Source organism: Amycolatopsis sp. DG1A-15b (genome assembly GCF_030285645.1).
GTDB lineage: Bacteria > Actinomycetota > Actinomycetes > Mycobacteriales > Pseudonocardiaceae > Amycolatopsis.
This window is the reverse complement of record NZ_CP127296.1, coordinates 3,320,559-3,341,660: the sequence shown is the minus strand read 5'-3', so window position 1 is coordinate 3,341,660 and position 21,102 is coordinate 3,320,559. Positions and strand designations below refer to the sequence as shown.

Genomic DNA, 21,102 nt, shown 5'->3' with positions numbered 1-21,102 from the left:
GCGCTAGTGCACCGGTGCCGGGTGGTGGCGGCTGATCGGGATCACCATCGGCGTCCCGCTCACCGGGTCCGGGGTGACCTGGCAGCGGACGTCGAAGACCTCCTCGACCAGGGCCTCCGTGATCACCGACGCCGGCTCGCCGCCGGCCACCACGCGGCCCGCCTTCATCGCGATCACGTGGTCGGCGTACCGGCACGCCTGGGGGAGGTCGTGCAGCACCATCACCACCGTGCGGCCCTCGGCGCGGTTGAGGTCGACGACCAGGTCCAGCACGTCGATCTGGTGGGCCAGGTCGAGGTACGTCGTCGGCTCGTCGAGCAGCAGCACCGGCGTGCCCTGCGCGACCGCCATCGCGATCCACGCCCGCTGGCGCTGGCCGCCGGACAGCTCGTCCACCGGGCGGTCGGCGAGGTCCAGCAGCGAAGTGGCTTCCAGGGCCGCGCGGACCGCGCCTTCGTCCGATGTGGACCATTGGCGCCACCAGCTCTGGTGCGGGGCGCGGCCGCGGCCGACGAGGTCGGCCACCGTCATGCCCTCGGGCGCCACCGGGGACTGCGGCAGGATGCCGAGCCGCTGGGCGACCTGGCGGGTCGGCAGGTCGTGGATCGAACGGCCGTCGAGGTACACCCCGCCCGACTTCGGCGTGAGCAGCCGGGCCAGCGTGCGCAGCAGCGTCGACTTGCCGCACGCGTTCGGCCCGACGATCGCGGTGATCTTCCCGGCCGGGATGTCGAGGTCGAGGCCGTCGATGACGACCCGGTCGTCGTAGGCGACGCGCAGGTCCTGCACGCGCAGGGACGGTGTCATCTTCTCAGCCTCCGGAGCCGGATCGGTTGGCCCTGGCCAGCAGCCAGAGCAGCAGCGGGGCGCCGAGCGCGCCGGTCACGATGCCGACCGGCAGCGGGGACGCCGTGAGCGTGCGGGCCAGGATGTCGCTGCCCAGCACCACCACCGCGCCGGTGAGCGCGGAGGCGGTGAGCGGCGGGGACGCCTGGCGGGCCAGGCGTTGCGCGATCTGCGGCGCGGTCAGCGCGACGAACGAGACCGGGCCCGCGGACGCCGTCGCGAAGGCCACCAGCCCGGCGCCGGCCAGCAGCAGGCCCAGCCGCACCGGCTGCACCGGCGTGCCGAGCCCGGCCGCCACGTCGTCGCCGAGCTGCAGCGTGCGCATCCACCGGGACAGGGCCAGCACCAGCGGCAGCAGCACCGCCAGCGCGCAGGCCAGCGGGACGACGTGCTCCCAGCCGCGGTTGGCGAGGTTGCCGACGAGCCAGCCGATCGACGCCTGGGCTTCGGTGATCTGCGCGCGGCTGAGCAGGTAGTCGGTCAGGCTGGTGCACATCGCGAAGATGCCGATGCCCACCAGGATGATCCGGTAGCCGGTGGTGCCGCGCCGCCACGCGAGGACGTACACGAGCAGCCCGGTCAGCAACCCGCCGAGCAGGCCGAGCGTGGTCGTGCCGAGGCCGCCGCCGAAGCCGAAGGAGATCCCGGCGACGACGGCGGTGGCCGCGCCCGCGTTGATGCCGATCAGGTCCGGGCTGGCCAGGGGGTTGCGCGTGATGGTCTGGAACACCGCGCCGGACGCGCCGAACGCGAGCCCGGCCAGCAGCCCGGTCAGCGCCCGCGGCAGCCGCAGCTCCTGCACGATGTAGGCGGTGCCGCTGTCGCCCCAGCCGAACACGGCGGACAGGACGTCGGACACGCCGAGCGGGACGTCGCCGAGCGTCATGCCCACGCAGAACAACGCGAACGCCAGCACGGCGAGCGCGAGCGAGACGGCGACCAGCCGGAGCCGGATCCGGCCGGACACCGCGGGTTTCGCGAGGCGGAAGGTGACGCGGTCGCGCCGCACCTGCAGCAGGCTCATCAGGCCTCCACCAGCTTGCGGCGGCGGACCAGGTAGATGAAGAACGGCGCACCGAGGAAGGCGACGATCACGCCGGCGCGGACCTCGCCGGGCCGCGCCATGATCCGGCCGAGGATGTCCGCGGCCAGCAGCAGGCAGGGCGCGAGGACCGCGGTGTAGGGCAGCAGCCACCGGTGGTCCGGCCCGATGACGAACCGCACGGCGTGCGGGACGATCAGGCCGAGGAACACGATCGGGCCGGCGACCGCGACGGAAGCGCCGGTCAGGAGGGTGACGGCCAGGGCGCCGCGCAGCCGCAGCGGGCCCAGCCGCCGCCCGAGTGCCACCGCGACGTCGTCGCCGAGGGCGAGGCTGTTCAGCGCGGGGCCGCTGGCGATCGCCAGCACCGCGCCGGCGAGGAGGAACGGGAGGACCCGCAGCAGCGATCCGCCGTCGACGCCGGCGAGCGAACCGGCCGACCAGAACCGGAACCGGTTGAGCGCCACCGGGTCCGTCAGCACCATCGCGCTGGTGAACGAGCCGAGCAGCGCCGTGACGGCGGCTCCGGCGAGAGCCAGCTTGACCGGGCTCGAGCCGGTGCGGCCCCGGGTGCCGAGGAAGTAGACGACGGTGGTCGCGGCGAGCGCACCGGCGAAGGCGAACCAGATGTAGCCGTAGAGGGAGCTGACGCCGAGCACGGTGATGGAGAAGACGATGGCGAACGCGGCGCCGGCGCTGACGCCGAGCAGCCCCGGTTCGGCGAGCGGGTTGCGGGTCAACGCCTGCATGAGCGTGCCGGCCAGGCCGAGCGCGGCGCCGACCAGCACCGCCAGGAGGGTGCGCGGCATCCGGACACTGTGGATGATCACGGCGTCGGCGGAGCCGTCGTCGTGCCACAGGACCTGCCAGACGGCGCCGAACGAAATCTCCTTGGACCCCAGCCAGACACTCAGCAGGCACAGGAAAACCAGGACGCCGAGTGCGGCCAGCAGGCCGAGCGCGCGGCCCGTGTGTGGCGGGCGTCGCTTGAGAGCGATCCCTCCGGGGTCTGTTCGCACCGCACCTCCGACTGGTACTGATTTAGGTAAGGCTAACCGATGGTACAGGAGTGCATCCTCACCATCCGTTTGTTAGGGTCACCTAAGTTTGCGCCCCGATGGGGCGCCGTGAGCAGCGGGAGGCTGGTCTACCGGTGAGCAACGGTGACGCTGTGCAGCAGCAGGTGTCGAGGCTCGGGTTTTGGCGCGACCGCCTCGCTTCGGCGCCCAAGGAGCTGCCGCTGCCGGTCGACCGGCCGTACCCCGCGCGGCCCGGTGCCCGGGCGACGCTGGTCCGGCCGCTGCCCGCGGCCGACGAGCTGACGCTCCTCGCGGCCTTCACCGTGCTGCTGTCCCGGTATGCGGGCACCGCCGATGTCGTGCTCGGCATCGGCGCGCTGGTACCGCTCCGGGTGGATCTGGGCGGCACCCCCGGGCTCGCCGACGTCGTCGCCCGCGTGCGTGAGGCGCGAGAAGCGGCGCTGGCGCACGAAGTTCCTTTCGAAGACCTGGTCGCCGAGCTGAAGCCCGAGCCCGGCCGCGGGGGATCGGTGTTCGTCAACGTCGGTTTCGGCGCCGAAACCGGTCTCCCGCTCGACCTGAACCTGACCGCCGACGGCGTGCACTACCGCGCCGACGTCCTCGACGAGTCCACTGTGGACCGGATGCTGGACCACCTCGGACGCCTGCTGGCCGACGCCCAGGAACGTCCACAGTGGCCGGTCGCGCGGCTGAACCTCATGGCGGCGCCGGAACTGCACCGCGTGCTCGAGGAATGGAACGACACGGACCTGGCTGCACCCCCGTCGACGCTGCCGGAGCTGTTCGCCGCCCGCGTCCGGGAGGCGCCGGACGCGGTGGCCCTCGTCTTCGAGGACGTCGAACTCACCTACGCCGAGCTCGACGCCCGCGCGAACCGGCTTGCCCACGTCCTCATCGGCCGCGGCGCGGGTCCCGAGCGGGTGGTCGCGCTCGCCGTGCCGCGATCGGTGGACATGATCGTCGCCGAACTCGCGGTGCTCAAGGCCGGCGCCGCGTACCTGCCGCTGGACCAGGACTACCCGGCCGCGCGCATCGCGTTCATGGTCGCCGACGCCCGCCCGGTGTGCGTGGTCACCACCCGCGAACTCGCCGGCCTTTTCGACGGCGATGTCGTGGTCCTCGACGAGGTGCGCCTGGACGACGTCCCGGCGACGGACCCGGCCGCCGCGATCGTCCCGGCGAATGCCGCCTACGTCATCTACACCTCCGGGTCCACCGGCCGGCCCAAGGGGGTCGTGGTTTCCCACGCGGGCGTCGCGAAGCTCGTCGCGACGCAGGCCGAGCGGTTCGGCGTGGGCCCGCACAGCCGGGTGCTGCAGTTCGCGTCGCCGAGTTTCGACGTCGCCTTCTGGGACCTGTGCCTCGGCCTGCTCTCCGGTGGCCGCTTGGTGATCATCCCGGCCGAGCGCCGGGTGCCCGGCCCCGAACTGGCCGGATACGCGCACGCCCACGGCGTCGACTTCATGATCCTGCCGCCCGCGCTGCTCGCCGAATTCCCCGAAGACTGCGACCTGCCGCGGGACAGCGTGCTGCTGGCGGGCACCGAACGGGTGTCGCCGGAGCTGGTGCGCCGCTGGGCGCCGGGGCGGCGGATGTTCAACGCCTACGGCCCGACCGAGGCGACGACCAACTCGACGCTCGGCCTCTGCGACCCGGAGATCCTCCCCGGCTCGGCCGTGCCGATCGGTGTGCCGGACCCCGGCACCCGGGCGTACGTCCTCGACGCGCACCTCGCCCCGGTGCCGGTCGGGGTCGTCGGCGAGCTGTACCTCGCCGGAAGCGGGCTGGCTCGGGGCTACCTCGGGCGGCCGGGGCTCACCGCGGAGCGGTTCGTCGCGGATCCCTTCGGCTCCGGCGGACGGCTCTACCGGACCGGTGACCTCGTCAAGTGGCTGCCCGACGGCCGGTTGGTGTTCCTGGGCCGCGCCGACGACCAGGTCAAGATCCGCGGCTACCGCATCGAGCTGGGCGAGATCGAGTCCGTGCTCGCCGAGCACCCGCGCGTCGGGCAGTCGGTCGTCGTCGCGCAGGACGGGCAGCTGATCGCCTACGCCGTGCCGGTGCCCGACCGCGACCAGGCGGCCGAGCAGGGCCACGTCGACGAATGGCACGACGTCCACGAGGAGATGCTCGCCGGGTCCCACGGTATCGAAGAGAACTTCGCGGGCTGGAACTCCAGCTACGACGGCTCGGAGCTGCCCCTCGCCGAGATGCGGGAATGGCACGCGGCGACGATCGAGCGGATCCGTGCGCTGCAGCCGAAGCGGGTGCTGGAGATCGGCGTCGGCAGCGGGCTGATCCTCTCGCGGATCGCGCCGGACGCCGAAACCTACTGGGGTGTCGACCTTTCCGAGAGTGCCATCGAAAACGTCCGGCGCGAAGTCGCCGCCATGCCCGAACTGGCGGGCAAGGTCCACCTCGCCGCCCGGCCCGCCCACGACCTCGGCGAGCTGCCGGACGAGCCGTTCGACACGGTGATCGTCAACTCCGTCGCCCAGTACTTCCCCAGCGCGGACTACCTCGCCGAAGTCGTGAAAACGGCCGCCGGGCTGCTGGCGCCGGGTGGCACGATCTTCCTCGGCGACCTCCGCAACCTGCGTTCGCTGCGGGCCTTCCGGACCGCCGTCGAGCTGCACCGGGGCCGGACCGACATCGCCGCGGTGGACCAGGCGATCGCGCGGGAAGGCGAGCTGGTCCTCGACCCGGACTTCTTCGCGGTCTTGGCCCGGGAACTCGGCGGCTTCGGCGACGTCGACCTGTGGGTGAAGCGCGGCCGGGCGCACAACGAGCTGACCCGGCACCGCTACGACGTCGTGCTGCGGAAGGCCCCGCGGCCGGAAGCGGCCGAAGAGCAGGTCGTCACGTTCGGCGACCTCGGTGCGGTGGAACGGTTCCTGTCCGCCGAGTCACCGGAGAGGCTGCGCGTCACGGCGATCCCGGACGCGCGGCTGGCCGGCGAACTGGCCGCGGTCCGCGCCCTGGACACCGGCGACGCCGAGGCCGCCCTGGCCGCCCTCGGCCGCCGGGACGGCGTCGACCCGGAGGAGCTGTACCGGCTCGGCGAGCGCGCCGGCTACCGCGTGGCGGTCACCTTGGCGGCCGAGGGCGGTGCGCTCGAAGCGGTCTTCACGAGGGGCGAAGAGGCCCTCGCCTACCGGCCGGTGCGTCAGACCGGCGCGCCGGGCTCGTACGCCAACAACCCCGCGGGCCGCCGCGAGACCGGTGCGCTGGTGGCATCGCTGCGCGCGCACGTCCGGGACCGGCTGCCGCAGTACATGGTGCCGTCGGCGTTCGTGATCCTCGACAGGCTGCCGGTGCTCGCCTCCGGCAAGCTGGACCGCAAGGCCCTGCCGAGCCCCGAGCGGTTCGCCGCCGGGCCGGGCCGCGCGCCGCGCAACCCCGTCGAGCAGCTGCTCTGCGAGATGTTCGCCGACGTCCTCGGGGTGCCGCAGGCCGGACCGGACGACGACTTCTTCGCGCTCGGCGGGCACTCGCTGCTGGCCACCCGGCTGGTCCAGCGCATCCGCGCGGCCGTCGGCGCCGAAGTGCCGGTGCGGGCGGTGTTCGACGCGCCGACGCCGGCCGCGCTCGCGGACCTCCTGGCCGGCGCCGTCACCGAGACCGGGCGGCGCCCGCTCGTGCGCGTCACCGAGCGGCCGGACCGGCTGCCGCTGTCGTTCGCGCAGCAGCGCCTGTGGTTCCTGCACGGGCTGGAAGGCGGCTCGGCGACCTACAACGTCCCGCTCGTCATGGAGCTGGCCGGCGAGCTCGACGTCGACGCGCTGCGTTCGGCGCTCGCCGACGTCCTGGACCGGCACGAGGCGTTGCGGACGGTGTTCCCGGTCGTCGACGGCGTGCCGCACCAGCAGGTGCTTCCCGAAGGGACGGTGGAACTGACCGTCCGCGAAGCGTCCGATGTGGACGCCGAAGTGGCCGCGCTCGTGCGCGGCGTGTTCGACCTCGGTGCCGGGGTGCCGGTGCGCGCGCAACTGCTGGCCGTCGACCCGCGGCGGCACGTGCTGGTCCTGGTCGTGCACCACATCGCCGCCGACGGCTGGTCGCTGTCGCCCCTGTGGCGGGACATCGCGACGGCCTACCGCGCCCGCCTGCGCGGCGACGCTCCCCAGTGGACGCCGCTGCCCGTGCAGTACGCGGATTACACGCTCTGGCAGCGAGATCTCCTCGCCACCGAAGAGGCGGCCCAGCTCGGTTACTGGCGGGAAGCCCTCGACGGCCTGCCCGGCCGGATCCCGCTGCCGCTCGACCGGCCGCACCCGCCGGTCTCGGCCTACCGCGGCGGATTCTTCACCTTCACCTGGGACGCCGGGCTCCGGGCCGGGCTCGCCGACCTCGCCCGCGCCTGCGGCGCCAGCCCGTTCATGGTCGTGCACGCGGGCCTGACGGCGCTGCTCACCCGGCTCGGCGCGGGCACCGACATCCCGATCGGCACCCCGATCGCCGGCCGCACCGACCCGGCCCTGGACGACCTGGTCGGGTTCTTCGTCAACACCCTGGTCCTGCGCGTCGACACCGGCGGCGATCCGTCGTTCCGCGAGCTCGTCGCCCGGGTGCGCGAGCGCAGCCTCGACGCCTACGCCCACCAAGACGTGCCGTTCGAGCGGCTGGTCGAGGCCCTCAACCCGGCGCGGTCGCTGGCCCACCACCCGCTGTTCCAGACGATGCTCGCCTGGCAGAACACCCCCGGCACCGGCGTCGAACTGCCCGGCTTGACCGTGACCGAGCGGTCCGTCGGCACCGGCACGGCCAAGTTCGACCTCTGGTTCTCCTTCACCGAGCGGGCCGACGGCCTGCACGGCCAGGCCGAGTTCAACGCCGAGGTGTTCGACCGGGCCACCGTGACCGGCGTCCTCGACCGCCTGGAAACCCTGCTCCGCCAGGTCGCCGCCGCCCCGGACCGCCGCCTCGGCTCCCTCGACGTGCTCACCCCGGCCGAGCGTGACGGCCTCGAACAGACCTGGTCGGGTGCGGTCGAGGACGTCCCGGCGGTCACCGTGCCCGAGCTGTTCGCCGCCCAGGCCGCGCGGACGCCCGGCCACCCCGCGCTGGTGTTCGAGGACGAAGAACTCACCTACGCCGAGCTCGACGCCGTCTCCACCCGCCTGGCCCGCGTGCTGGCCGCGCGGGGCGCCGGGCCCGAGCGCGTGGTCGCCTTGGCGCTGCCCCGTTCGACGCACCTGGTCACGGCGATCCTCGCCGTCCTCAAGGCGGGCGCGGCCTACCTGCCGCTCGACCCCGGCTACCCGGCCGACCGCATCGCCTTCATGCTCGAAGACGCCGACCCCGCGCTGGTGCTGGCCGTCGCGGACACCGCCGTCCCGGGCGCCCTGCTCCTGGACGACCCGGACATCCTGGCCGGAGTCTCGGCCGAGCCGCCGGAAGTCGTGCCGCGGCCGGAGAACCCGGCGTACGTCATCTACACCTCCGGGTCGACGGGCCGGCCGAAGGGCGTGGTCGTCCCGCACGCCGGGATCGTGAACCGGCTGCTGTGGATGCAGGACGAGTACGGCCTCACCCCGGACGACCGCGTGCTGCAGAAGACGCCGTCCAGCTTCGACGTTTCGGTGTGGGAATTCCTCTGGCCGCTGATCACCGGCGCCACCGAGGTGCTCGCCCGGCCGGACGGGCACAAGGATCCCGCCTACCTCGCCCGGCTGATCCGCGAACGGGACATCACGACCGTCCACTTCGTCCCGTCGATGCTCCAGGTCTTCCTCCAGGAGCCGGCGGCGGGGGAGTGCACGAGCCTGCGCCGGGTGCTGTGCAGTGGCGAAGCCCTGCCCCCGGACGCCGTCGCGCAGTTCGGCCAAGTCCTGGACGCCGAGCTGCACAACCTCTACGGCCCGACCGAAGCCTCGGTCGACGTCACCTCGTGGCGGACGTCCTCCGGCGACACGGCCGTCCCGATCGGACGTCCGGTGTGGAACACCCGCACCTACGTCCTCGACGCCGCCCTGCGCCCGGTCCCGCCGGGCACCCCCGGCGAGCTGTACCTGGCCGGCGTCCAGCTCGCCCGCGGCTACCTCGGCCGGGCCGGGCTCACCGCCGAGCGGTTCGTCGCCGACCCGTTCGGCGCGCCCGGCACCCGGATGTACCGCACCGGCGACCTCGCCCGCTTCCGCCCCGGCGGCGTGCTGGAGTTCCTCGGCCGCGGCGACGAGCAGATCAAGATCCGCGGGTTCCGCGTCGAACCCGGTGAGATCGCCGCGACCCTGGCCGCGCACGACGACGTCGCCCACGCCGTCGTCGTCGCCCGCGAAGACCGCCCCGGCGACGTCCGCCTGGTCGGGTACGTCGTCCCGGCCGACACCTCCGGTTCGGCCGAGGAGGAGACCGAGCAGGTCGGCGAGTGGCGGGAACTGTACGACTCGATGTACTCGGGCGACGGCGACGAGTTCGCCGGCTGGAACTCCAGCTACACCGGCGAGCCGCTCCCGCGCGCGGAGATGCGCGAGTGGCGCGACGCCATCGTCACCCGGATCCGCGAGCTGGCGCCGCGGCGGGTGCTCGAGATCGGCGTCGGCAGCGGCCTGCTCCTGACCGGGCTGGCCCCGCACTGCGAGGCCTACTGGGGCACGGACTTCTCCGCCGAGGTGATCGCTTCGCTGGGCGAGCGGGTCGTGGCCGATCCCGCGCTCGCCGCACGCGTCGAACTGCGCACCGGTGACGCCGCCGACTTCACCGGCCTGCCGGCCGGGTTCTTCGACACCATCGTGCTCAACTCCGTCGTCCAGTACTTCCCGAGCGGGACGTACCTCCTCGACGTCGTGCGCCAGGCGCTGGCGCTGCTGGCGCCCGGCGGCTCGCTCTTCGTCGGGGACGTCCGGGACCTGCGCCAGGTCCGGGCGTTCCACACCGCCGTGGCCCGGGCACGCGGCGGCGACGTCGAACAGCGGCTGCTGCGGGAGAAGGAGCTGCTCGTCGCGCCGGAGTTCTTCGCGGGCCTCGACGGGGTCGCGGCGGACATCCGGGTCAAGCGCGGCCGGGCGGTCAACGAACTGACCCAGTACCGCTACGACGTGGTCCTGCGCCCCGGTGCCGCCGAGCCGCGCCCGGTGGAGACGCTGAGGTGGGGCACCGACGTGTCCACCGTGGAGGAGGTGGCCGGCCGGATCCGCGACGGCCTGCGCGTCGAGGGCGTCCCCAACGGGCGGATCACCGAAGGCGTCAACCCCGAGGACTGGTTCGCACTCGGTGCCGTCGTCACCTGGTCCGCGGCCGGCGACGGCTCGGTCGACGTCCTGTTCACGACCGGCGACCCGGCCGGCGCGTTCCGGCCCGGCCCGGACCCGCTGCTCTCCTACACCGGCAACCCCCGGCGCTCGCGCCTCAGCACCGCCCTGCCCGCGGACCTGCGTGCCCTGGCCGCCGGACGGCTGCCCGAGCACATGGTGCCGTCGGCGATCGTCGTGCTCGACGCGCTTCCCGTGACGGCGAACGGCAAGCTCGATCGCCGCGCGCTGCCGGCCCCGGACGTGACCGCGCCCGTCTCCGACCGCGAGCCGCGCACCCCGGTCGAACGGGAGCTGTGCGCGCTGTTCGCCGACGTCCTCGGCCTGCCGCGGGTCGGCCCGGACGACAGCTTCTTCGCCCTCGGCGGGCACTCGCTGCTGGCCACCCGGCTGATCGCCCGCGTGCGCACCGCCCTGCACGCCGAACTCGAGGTGCGGGCGGTCTTCGAGACGCCGACCCCCGCGGGCCTGGCCGGGGCGCTCGCCACCGCCCGCGGTGCCGCGCGGCCGCCGCTGCTCCCCGCGCGCCGTCCGGAGCTCGTCCCGTTGTCCGGCGCCCAGCAGCGGCTGTGGTTCCTGCACCACCTCGAAGGGCCGTCGGCCACCTACAACGTCCCGCTGGTCATGCGGCTCGAAGGCGACCTCGACGTCGAGGCGCTGCGGCGGGCGCTGACGGACGTGGTCGCCCGGCACGAAGCGCTGCGCACCCGGTTCCCGCAGCGGGACGGCGTGCCCTACCAGGACGTCCTCCCGGCCGAAGAGATCGACCTCCCCGTCCGCGAGGTCACCGATCTCGACGAGGCCCTGACCGGGCTGGTCCGCGGGTCGTTCGAGCTGGAGCGGCAGGTGCCGGTGCGCGCGGAGCTGCTGCGGCTGGGCGCCCGTGAGCACGTCTTCGCGCTGGTGTTCCACCACATCGCCTCCGACGGCTGGTCGATGGCTCCGCTGTGGCGCGACATCGCCACGGCCTACGCCGCCCGCCGGGCCGGTGAGGCTCCACAGTGGACGCCGCTGCCGGTGCAGTACGCGGACTACACGCTGTGGCAGCGGGAGCTGCTCGGCCACGAAGACGACCCGGACAGCGTGCTGAGCGCCCAGCTGGACTACTGGCGGACGGCACTGGACGGCCTGCCGGACCGGATCGAGCTGCCCCTGGACCGGCCGCACCCGGCGACCGCGACCTTCCGCGGCGAGCTGCACACCTTCACCTGGGACGCCGGGCTCCACGCCGGCCTGGCCGACCTGGCCCGCGAGAGCGGCGCCAGCGTGTTCATGGTCGTGCACGCGGCCCTCGCGGCCCTGCTCACGCGCCTCGGTGCGGGCACCGACGTGCCGATCGGCTCGCCGATCGCCGGCCGCACCGACGCCGCGCTCGACGACCTCGTCGGGTTCTTCGTCAACACCCTGGTCCTGCGCGTCGACACCGGTGGCGAGCCGACCTTCCGCGAGCTGCTCGCCCGGGTCCGCGAGCGCAACCTCGACGCGTACGCCCACCAGGACGTGCCCTTCGAGCGCCTGGTCGAAGTGCTCAACCCGGCGCGGTCGCTGTCCTACCACCCGCTGTTCCAGGTCATGATCGCCGGGCAGAACAACGCCCGGGCCGACGTGACCCTGCCCGGCCTGGCCGTCACCGAGCTCCCGGTGACCACCGGGACCTCGAAGTTCGACCTGTCGATCTCGCTGACCGAGCGCGACGCCGGGATCGCCGGGGTCCTCGAATTCAACGCCGACGTCTTCGACCACGCCGGCGCGAACGCGATCCTGCGCCGCCTCGAAGTCCTGCTGCGCGCGGCCGCGGCCGAGCCCGACCGCCCGGTCGGGGCCTTGGACCTTCTCCAAGGCGACGAGCGCGACCGCGTACTGACCGAATGGGCCGGATGCCTCGACCCGGCGGGCACCGAGACGTTCCCCGGGATGTTCGCCCGCCGCGTCGCCGAGGCCCCCGACGCGGTGGCGCTCGTGTTCGAGGACGTCGAGCTCACCTACGCCGAGGTGAACGCCCGCGCCAACCGCCTCGCGCACCTGCTGCTCTCCCGCGGCGCCGGGCCGGAGCGGGTCGTCGCGCTGGCCGTCCCGCGGTCGGTGGACATGATCATCGCCGAGCTGGCGGTGCTCAAGGCCGGTGCCGCGTACCTGCCGATCGACGTCGACTACCCGGGCGACCGGATCGCCTACATGGCCGACGACGCGGCCCCGGTCTGCGTGGTGACGACCCGGGACGTCGAGGCGAAGCTGCCCGCGGCCCTGCCACGGGTCCTCCTCGACGACGCGGCGCTCGCCGGAATGTCCACTGAGGACCCCCAGGTCACGATCGCGCCGGAGAACGCGGCGTACGTGATCTACACGTCCGGCTCGTCCGGGCGGCCGAAGGGCGTCGTCCTCCAGCACTCCGGCGTCGCGAAGCTGGTCGCCACCCAGGTCGGACGCTTCGGCGTCGGCCCGCACAGCCGGGTGCTGCAGTTCGCGTCGCCGAGTTTCGACGTCGCTTTCTGGGACCTCTGCCTCGGCCTGCTCTCGGGCGGCCGGCTGGTCGTCGTCCCGGCCGAGCGGCGGGTCGCGGGCCCGGCGCTCACCGAGTACGCGCACGCCCACGGCGTCGACTTCATGATCCTGCCGCCCGCCCTGCTCGACGCCATGCCGGCGGACCTCGACCTCCCGCGCGGCAGCGTGCTGCTGGCGGGCACCGAGCGCGTGTCGCCGGAGCTGGTGCGCCGCTGGGCGCCGGGGCGGCGGATGTTCAACGCCTACGGCCCGACCGAGGCGACCACCAACTCGACGCTCGGGGAGTGTGACCCGGCCGAGCCGGCGGACGCGACGGTCGTCCCGATCGGCATCCCCGACCCCGGCACTCGCGCGTACGTGCTCGACGCCGGGCTGCGGCCGGTCCCGCCCGGCGTGGTGGGGGAGCTGTACCTCGCCGGCAGCGGCCTGGCCCGCGGCTACCTCGGGCGCCCTGGGTTGACGGCGGAGCGGTTCGTCGCCGACCCGTTCGGTTCCGGCGGACGTCTCTACCGCACGGGTGACCTGGTGAAATGGCTGCCGGACGGGCGGCTCGTGTTCCTCGGCCGCGCCGACGATCAGGTCAAGATCCGCGGCTACCGCGTCGAACTCGGCGAGATCGAGTCCGTGCTCGCCGAGCACCCGGCCGTCGGGCAGTCCGTCGTCGTCGCCCGGGACGGGCGCCTCATCGCCTACGCCGTGCCGTCGGCCGGGCGGGACGAAGAAGCGGAACTGGACCACGTCGGCGAGTGGCGCGAGCTGCACGAGAACGTCTTCACCGAAGCCGCGTCCGGTGGGCTCGAGGAGAACTTCACCGGCTGGAACTCCAGCTACGACGGCTCGGAGATCCCCCTCGCCGAGATGCGGGAATGGCACGCGGCGACGATCGACCGGATCCGGTCCCTGCGGCCGAAGCGCGTCCTGGAGATCGGTGTCGGCAGCGGCCTGATCCTGTCGCGGATCGCCCCGGACGCCGAGGAGTACTGGGGCGTCGACCTGTCCGAGAAGGCCATCGCCAACCTGCGGCGCGAACTCGCGGCGACGCCGTTCGCGAGCAAGGTCCACCTGGCCGCGCGGCCCGCCCACGACCTGGGCGAACTGCCGGACTTCGACACGGTGATCATCAACTCGGTCGCCCAGTACTTCCCGAGCGTCGGCTACCTCGCCGGAGTCCTCCGCACGGCCGCGGCCCGGCTGCGCCCCGGTGGCGTGCTCTTCCTCGGCGACATCCGGAACCTGCGCTCGCTGCGGGCCTTCCGGACCGCGACCGAACTGCGGCACGGCCGCCGGGACGCGGCGGCGGTGGACCAGGCGATCGCGCGGGAAGGCGAGCTGGTCCTCGACCCGGACTTCTTCGCGGTCCTGGCCCGGGAACTCGACGGCTTCGGCGACGTCGACCTGTGGATCAAGCGCGGCACCGCGCACAACGAGCTGACCCGGCACCGCTACGACGTCGTGCTGCGGAAGGCTCCGCGGCCGGAAGCGGCCGAAGAGCAGGTCGTCGCCTTCGCCTCGGTGGCCGAGCTGGAGCGGGTCCTGGCGGCCCGCCCGGCCCGGTTGCGCGTCACCGGCGTGCCGGACGCCCGGTTGTCCGGCGAACTCGCCGCCGTCACGGCGCTGGCCGCGGGGGACGCCGACGCGGCGTTGTCCGCTTTGGACGGCGAGCCGTCCGGTGTGGACCCGGAAACGCTGCACGCGCTGGGTGAACGCCTGGGCTACCGGGTGTACGCGACGCTCACCGCGCAGGAAGGGGAGCTCGAAGCCGTGTTCACCACCGGCGAGCCCACCCGGATCCACCGCGGCCGCCCGGTCCGGGCCGTCCTCGACGCGCTGGGCAACCACCCGGCCGGGCAGCGGGACACGAGCGCGCTGGTGGCGGCGCTGCGGGCGCACGCCCGCGACCGGCTGCCGCAGTACATGGTGCCGTCGGCGTTCGTGCTGCTGGACCGGCTCCCGCTGCTGGCCTCCGGCAAGCTGGACCGGCGCGCCTTGCCGAGCCCCGACAAGCAGGCCGCCCCCGCGGGCCGGGCCCCGCGGACGCCGGTCGAAGAAGTCCTCTGCGGGCTCTTCGCCGAGGTTCTCGACACGGGATCGATCGGCGTCGACGACGACTTCTTCGCCCTCGGCGGGCATTCGCTGATGGCGACCCGGCTGGTCGCCCGGCTGCGCGCGGTGTTCGGCGTCGAACTGCAGGTGCGTTCGGTGTTCGAGACGCCGACCGTGGCCGGGCTGGCCGCGCTGCTGGCCACCGCCGAGCAGGCCCGGCCCGCGCTCGTGCGCGCCGAGCCGCGACCGGACGTGCTGCCGCTGTCGTTCGCGCAGCAGCGGCTGTGGTTCCTGCACCGGCTGGAAGGCCCGTCGGCGACCTACACCATGCCGACGGCGGTCCGGCTGACCGGCGACCTCGACGTCGATGCGCTGCGCACGGCGCTGTCCGATGTTGTCGAGCGCCACGAAGCCCTGCGCACGGTCTTTCCCGAGATCGACGGCGTGGCCCGGCAGCTCGTCCTCGGCGACGTCACGATCCCGCTGCCGGTCCGCGCGGTCACCGAGGCCACCCTCGCCGATGCGGTATCCGAGGTGGCGGGCACGGTGTTCGAGCTGGAGGCGGAGATCCCGCTGCGGGCGCAGCTGCTGCGCCTGGGTGCCCGCGAGCACGTCCTGGTGCTGGTGTTCCACCACATCGCCTCCGACGGCTGGTCGACCGCGCCGCTGTGGCGGGACCTCGCGATGGCCTACACCGCCCGCCGGGCCGGTGAGGCTCCACAGTGGACGCCGTTGCCGGTGCAGTACGCGGACTACACGCTGTGGCAGCGGGACGTCCTCGGCGAGCCGGTGATCGAACCCCAGCTGGCCTACTGGCGCGAAGCCCTCGCCGGGCTGCCGGAGCGGATCGAGCTGCCGACCGACCGGCCGCACCCGGCGGAGGCGTCCTACCGCGGCGAGCAGTTCGCCTTCGGCTGGGACGCCGAACTCCACAGTGGACTCGTCGACCTGGCCCGAGCCTGCGGCGCGAGCGTGTTCATGGTCGTGCACGCCGGGCTCACCGCGGTGCTCACCCGGCTCGGCGCCGGCACCGACATCCCGCTCGGCACGTCCATCGCCGGCCGCACCGACGCCGCGCTCGACGACCTCGTCGGGTTCTTCGTCAACACCCTGGTCCTGCGCGTCGACACCGGCGGCGACCCCTCGTTCCGCGACCTCGTCGCCCAGGTGCGGGACCGCAGCCTCGACGCCTACGCCCACCAGGACGTGCCGTTCGAGCGGCTGGTCGAGGCCCTCAATCCGGCCCGGTCGCTGGCCTACCACCCGCTGTTCCAGACGATGCTGGCCTGGCAGAACAACGCCGTCGCCGACCTCGCGCTACCGGGCCTCACCGTCGTGGAGGAGCCCGTCCGCACCGGGACCGCGCGGGCCGACCTGACGTTCTTCGTCGGCGAGCGGCCCGGGCACCAGGCCGGGATCCGCGGTACGGCCGAGTACAACAGCGACGTTTTCGACCGCGCGAGTGTCGAGGCGATCCTGGAGCGGCTGCGGACGCTCTTGGCCGCCGTCGTCGCCGACCCGGACACGAGGATCGGCGCCGTCGACCTGCTCACCGGTGCCGAGCGCGAGCAACTCGCCGCCGACCCCGCGACACCCCTGCCGGCCCAGACGCCCGCCGGGCTGTTCGCGGCCCAGGTCGCGCGGACTCCGGACGCGCTCGCCTTGACGTTCGGCTCCGAGCGGCTCACCTACGCCGGACTGGACACGCGGGCCGCGGCGCTCGCCCGGGCGCTGCTCGCGCGGGGGGCGGCGCCGGAGCGCGTGGTCGCGGTCGCGCTGCCGCGGTCGGTGGACCTGGTCGTCGCGCTGCTGGCGGTGCTCAAGACCGGCGCCGCTTACCTGCCCCTGGACCTGAACCACCCGGCCGAGCGCATCGAACTGATGCTCACCGACGCGGCCCCGCACCTGGTCATCGCCCTGGAGGGCTTCGAGGATCGGCTCGTCCGGCCGGGCGACTCCGGGCCGGAACCGGCCTGGCCGTCGATCAGCCCGGACCACCCGGCGTACGTGATCTTCACGTCCGGCTCCACCGGCCGCCCGAAGGCGGTCGCCGGAACCCAGCGAGCCCTGGCCAACCGGCTGCACTGGGGCCGGGACGTCGCCCAGGGCGTGCGCCTGGCCAAGAGCGCGCTGACGTTCATCGACGGCTCGACGGAGCTGCTCGGCGGCCTGGTCGCGGGCGACCCGGTGGTCCTCGCCGACGACGCGACGGCCACCGACCCGATGGCCCTGGCCGGATTCGTCCGCGAGTCCGGCGCGCAGGTGCTCACCGTGGTGCCGAGCCTCCTCGACAGCTTCGCCGAGGACGCGCCGGCCGGCGCGTTCGACTCGGTGACGACCTGGATCACCAGCGGTGAGCCGCTTCCGGCCGCTCTCGCCGAGAAGGTCGCGGCCCGCTGGCCGTCGGCGAAACTGGTCAACCTCTACGGCTGTTCGGAAGCCGCCGGAGACAGCCTGGCCCAGGTCTGCGGGCCGGTGGCGATCGGGCGGCCGATCGCCAACACCCGGGCGTACGTCCTCGACGCCGCGTTGCGGCCGGTGCCGCCGGGCGTGCGCGGTGAGCTCTACCTCGCCGGCGCCGGCGTCGCGCGGGGCTACCTCGGCCGGCCGTCGCTCACCGCCGAACGGTTCGTCGCCTCGCCGTTCGAGCCGGGGGAGCGGATGTACCGGACCGGTGACCTCGTCCGCCGCCGCCCCGACGGCGCCCTGGACTTCGTCGGGCGCGCCGACCAGCAGCTCAAGATCCGTGGTTTCCGGGTCGAGCCCGGCGAAGTCGAAGCCGTGCTGACCTCGGATGCCTCGGTGGCGCGCGCGGCCGTGATCGCCCGGGACGACCGGTTGATCGCTTACGTGGCGCCGTCCGGCGACCCGGTGGCACTCCGGGCTTCGGTGGCCGAGCGCCTTCCGGAGCACTTGGTGCCCTCGGCCGTCGTCGTGCTGCCGGAGCTGCCGGTCAACGCCAACGGCAAGCTCGACCGCGCCGCCCTGCCCGACCCGGAGGTGCGCACGTCCGGCCGGGTCGCGCGGACGCCCGCCGAACAGGCGCTGTGCGAGCTGTTCGCCGACGTCCTCGGCGTCGCGGCGGTCGGCCCGGACGACGGGTTCTTCACCCTCGGCGGCCACTCGCTGCTGGCGACGCGTCTGGTCAGCCGGATCCGCGCGCTGCTCGGCGTCGAGGTGCCGATCCGGGCGGTGTTCGACGCGCCGACCCCGGCCCGGCTCGCCGAAGCCCTGGACCCGGGCCGCCGCAGCCGTCCGGCGCTGGTCCCGGCCGAGCGGCCGGACGTCCTGCCGCTGTCGTTCGCGCAGCAGCGGCTGTGGTTCCTCGACCGCCTGGACGGGCTGTCCGCGACCTACAACATCCCGTGGGCGTGGGAACTGACCGGCCCGGTCGACTCGGTCGCGCTCCAGGCCGCGTTGGGTGACGTCGTGGCCCGCCACGAGGTCCTCCGGACGCTCCTGGCCGAGGAGCAGGGCACCCCACGGCAGGTGGTGCTCGACCGCGCGGACCCGGTGCTGGTCACCGAGTCCGTGCCGGCGGCGGACCTCGACGAGCGCGTCGCAGCCGCGGCGTCCTACTGCTTCACCCTCGACGCCGAGATCCCGGTCCGGGCGACGCTGGTGTCGGCCGGCCCGGACCGGCACGTCTTCGTGCTGCTGGTGCACCACGTCGCGGGCGACGGCTGGTCGCTGCCGCCGCTGAAGCGGGACCTCGACACCGCGTATGCGGCCCGGCTGCGCGGTGAACGTCCACAGTGGACGCCGTTACCGGTGCAGTACGCGGACTACACCCTGTGGCAGCGGGAGATGTTCGGCCGCGCCGACGACCCGGACAGCCTCCTCGGCCGGCAGGCGGCCTTCTGGCGGGACACCCTCGCGGGCATCCCCGACGAGCTGGCGCTCCCGGCCGACCGGCCGCGCCCGGCGCGCTCGACCAACCGCGGCGCCGCCGTGCCGTTCACCGTGCCCGCTTCCGTGCACCGCGGCCTGCGGGAACTGGCCCACCGCAGCGACACCAGCACCTTCATGGTCCTGCAGGCGGTGCTGGCCGCCCTGCTGACCCGGCTCGGCGCGGGCACCGACATCCCCCTGGGGACGCCGGTGGCCGGCCGTTCCGACCACGCCCTGGAAGACCTCGCCGGGTTCTTCGTCAACACCCTGGTCCTGCGCACCGACACCGGCGGCGACCCGACGTTCCGGCAGCTCCTCGACCGCGTCCGCGAGGCCGACCTGGCCGCGTACGCCCACCAGGACCTGCCGTTCGAGCACCTCGTCGAGCTGCTCAACCCGCCCCGGTCGCTGGCCCGGCACCCGCTGTTCCAGGTCATGCTCGCGGTCTACCACTCGGGCGCGGAGCCGGACCGGCTGCTCGGGCTCGACGTGGCCTACCGCGACACCGGGCTGCGGCAGGCGAAGTTCGACCTGTCGTTCGACCTGGTCGAGACGGCCGACGGCATCGACGGCGACCTCGAATACAGCCTCGACCTCTTCGACGAGCCGACCGCCCGGACGCTCACCGAGCGCCTGGTCCGGGTGATGGCGGCGGTCGTCGCGGACCCGGACCGGCCGCTGAGCCGGATCGACGTCCTCGACGCTGCCGAGCGCGACCGGATCCTGCGCGACTGGGGCGCGGGGGCGCCGCTGACGCTCCCGGCGCCGACCGTCGTGGACCGGCTGGCCGCCCAGGTGGCGGCGACCCCGGACGCGACCGCGCTGAGCGACGCTCGGTCGAGCGTCACCTTCGCCGAGTTTGCCGCGCGGACCGACCGCCTCGCCCGGTGGCTGGCTTCCCGCGGTGCGGGTCCCGAGAAGGTCGTGGCGCTCGTGCTGCCGCGGTCCGCGGCGGTCGTCGAGGCGATCTTCGGGGTGTTCAAGACAGGCGCCGCCTACCTGCCGGTCGACCCGGACCAGCCGGTGGACCGGATTTCGGCGATCCTGGCCGACGCCGGTCCCGCGCTGGTGCTGAGCAGCCGCTCGCTCGCTTCCGTCGTTCCGGGCGCGCTGTTCGTCGAGGACGTACTCGAGGACACAGTGGACAGTTCCGTCGTGCTCACCCCGCCGTCGCCCGCGAACCCGGCGTACGTGCTCTACACCTCCGGTTCGACGGGCAAACCCAAGGGCGTGGTCATCCCGCACGCCGGGCTGGTCAACCTGTTCCACAGCCACCGCGAGACGCTCTACCGCCCGGCCGTCGCCGCGGCCGGTGGGCGGCGGCTGCGGGTCGGGCACGCGTGGGCGTTCTTCTTCGACGCGTCCTGGCAGCCGCAGCTGTGGCTGCTCGACGGGCACGAGGTGCACGTCGTCGACGACGACACCCGCCGCGACCCGGAGCGGCTGGCGGCGGTGGTGCGTGAGCGCGCGCTCGACTTCCTCGAACTCACGCCGTCGCACTTCGCGCAGCTGGCCGCCGCCGGAGTGATCTCGGACGGCCGGTGCGCCCTCGGCGTGGTCGGCGTCGGCGGTGAAGCCGTTTCGCAGACGCTGTGGGAGACCCTGGGATCGATGCCGGGCACGCAGGCGTACAACCTCTACGGCCCGACCGAGGCCACGGTGGACGCGCTGGTCGGCCGCTTCGGCGACGCCGACCGGCCGGTGGTCGGCCGTCCGGTGCACAACACGCGCGCGTACGTCCTCGACGGCGGTTTTTCGCCGGTGCCGGCCGGGGTGCCGGGGGAGCTGTACCTGGCCGGCGCCGGGCTGGCCCGCGGTTACCACGGGCGTCCGGCGCTCACCGCGGACCGGTTCGTCGCCTCGCCGTTCGAACCGGGGGAGCGGATGTACCGCACCGGCGACCTGGTGCGGTGGCGGCCGGACGGGCAGCTCGAATACCTCGGCCGCACCGACGACCAGGTCAAGATCCGCGGCTTCCGGATCGAACCGGGCGAGATCGAGACGGCACTGGCCTGCCACGACGACGTCGCGCAGGCCCTGGTCGTCGTCCGCGAGGACCGGGACAAGCGGCTGGTCGCCTACGTCACCCCGGCGACCGCGGATCCCGCGCGGCTGCGGGAGTTCGCCGCCCGGTCCCTGCCGGAGTACATGGTGCCCGCGGCGATCGTCCCCCTGGACGCGTTCCCCGTGACGCCCAACGGGAAGCTGGACCGGGCGGCGTTGCCGGTGCCCGAGTTCGAAACCCGCGGCCGGGCCCCTGAAACGGCCACGGAGAAGGCGCTCTGCGAGATCTTCGCGGAGGTTTTGGACGTCGCCGCCGTCGGCGCCGACGACGACCTGTTCACCCTCGGCGGGCACTCGATGCTCCTGGTGGTCCTGCGCAACCGGATCACCGAGCGGCTCGGGACCGAGCTGGCCATCGCGGAGTTCTTCCGCACCCCCACCCCGGCCGGGCTGGCCGCGGTGTTGACCGAGAACACGGAGTAGA

At 73.8% G+C, this 21,102-nt stretch carries 4 protein-coding genes; 1 reads left to right on the top strand and 3 read right to left on the bottom strand.

Going from position 1 to position 21,102, the window contains the following annotated elements:
* Positions 1–3: 3 nt before the first annotated feature.
* The 3 genes from QRY02_RS15330 to QRY02_RS15320 are packed head-to-tail and all read right to left on the bottom strand — an operon-like array spanning position 4 to position 2,907.
* Positions 4–807, bottom strand: coding sequence for an ABC transporter ATP-binding protein (locus QRY02_RS15330; RefSeq protein WP_285992190.1), 804 nt, complete (start codon positions 805–807; stop codon positions 4–6).
* A gap of 4 nt (positions 808–811) precedes the next feature.
* Complete coding sequence (locus QRY02_RS15325; protein WP_285992189.1) at positions 812–1,870, bottom strand: FecCD family ABC transporter permease; 1,059 nt, start codon at positions 1,868–1,870, stop codon at positions 812–814.
* Positions 1,870–2,907, bottom strand: a complete 1,038-nt coding sequence (locus tag QRY02_RS15320) for a FecCD family ABC transporter permease (protein ID WP_285992188.1) — start codon at positions 2,905–2,907, stop codon at positions 1,870–1,872. The genes QRY02_RS15325 and QRY02_RS15320 overlap by 1 nt, the downstream gene beginning before the upstream one ends.
* Before the next feature lie 134 nt (positions 2,908–3,041).
* Here QRY02_RS15320 and QRY02_RS15315 point away from each other — a divergent pair, with 134 nt between their 5' ends.
* Positions 3,042–21,101: a non-ribosomal peptide synthetase gene (locus QRY02_RS15315; protein WP_502874206.1), complete on the top strand. Its 18,060-nt coding sequence runs from the start codon at positions 3,042–3,044 to the stop codon at positions 21,099–21,101.
* The last annotated feature ends 1 nt before the right edge of the window (position 21,102 follow it).

Excerpts from the sequence above, each read along its gene's own strand:
- QRY02_RS15325 (WP_285992189.1), bottom strand. The coding sequence starts at position 1,870 with ATGAGCCTGCTGCAGGTGCGGCGCGACCGCGTCACCTTCCGCCTCGCG.
- QRY02_RS15330 (WP_285992190.1), bottom strand. The coding sequence starts at position 807 with ATGACACCGTCCCTGCGCGTGCAGGACCTGCGCGTCGCCTACGACGAC.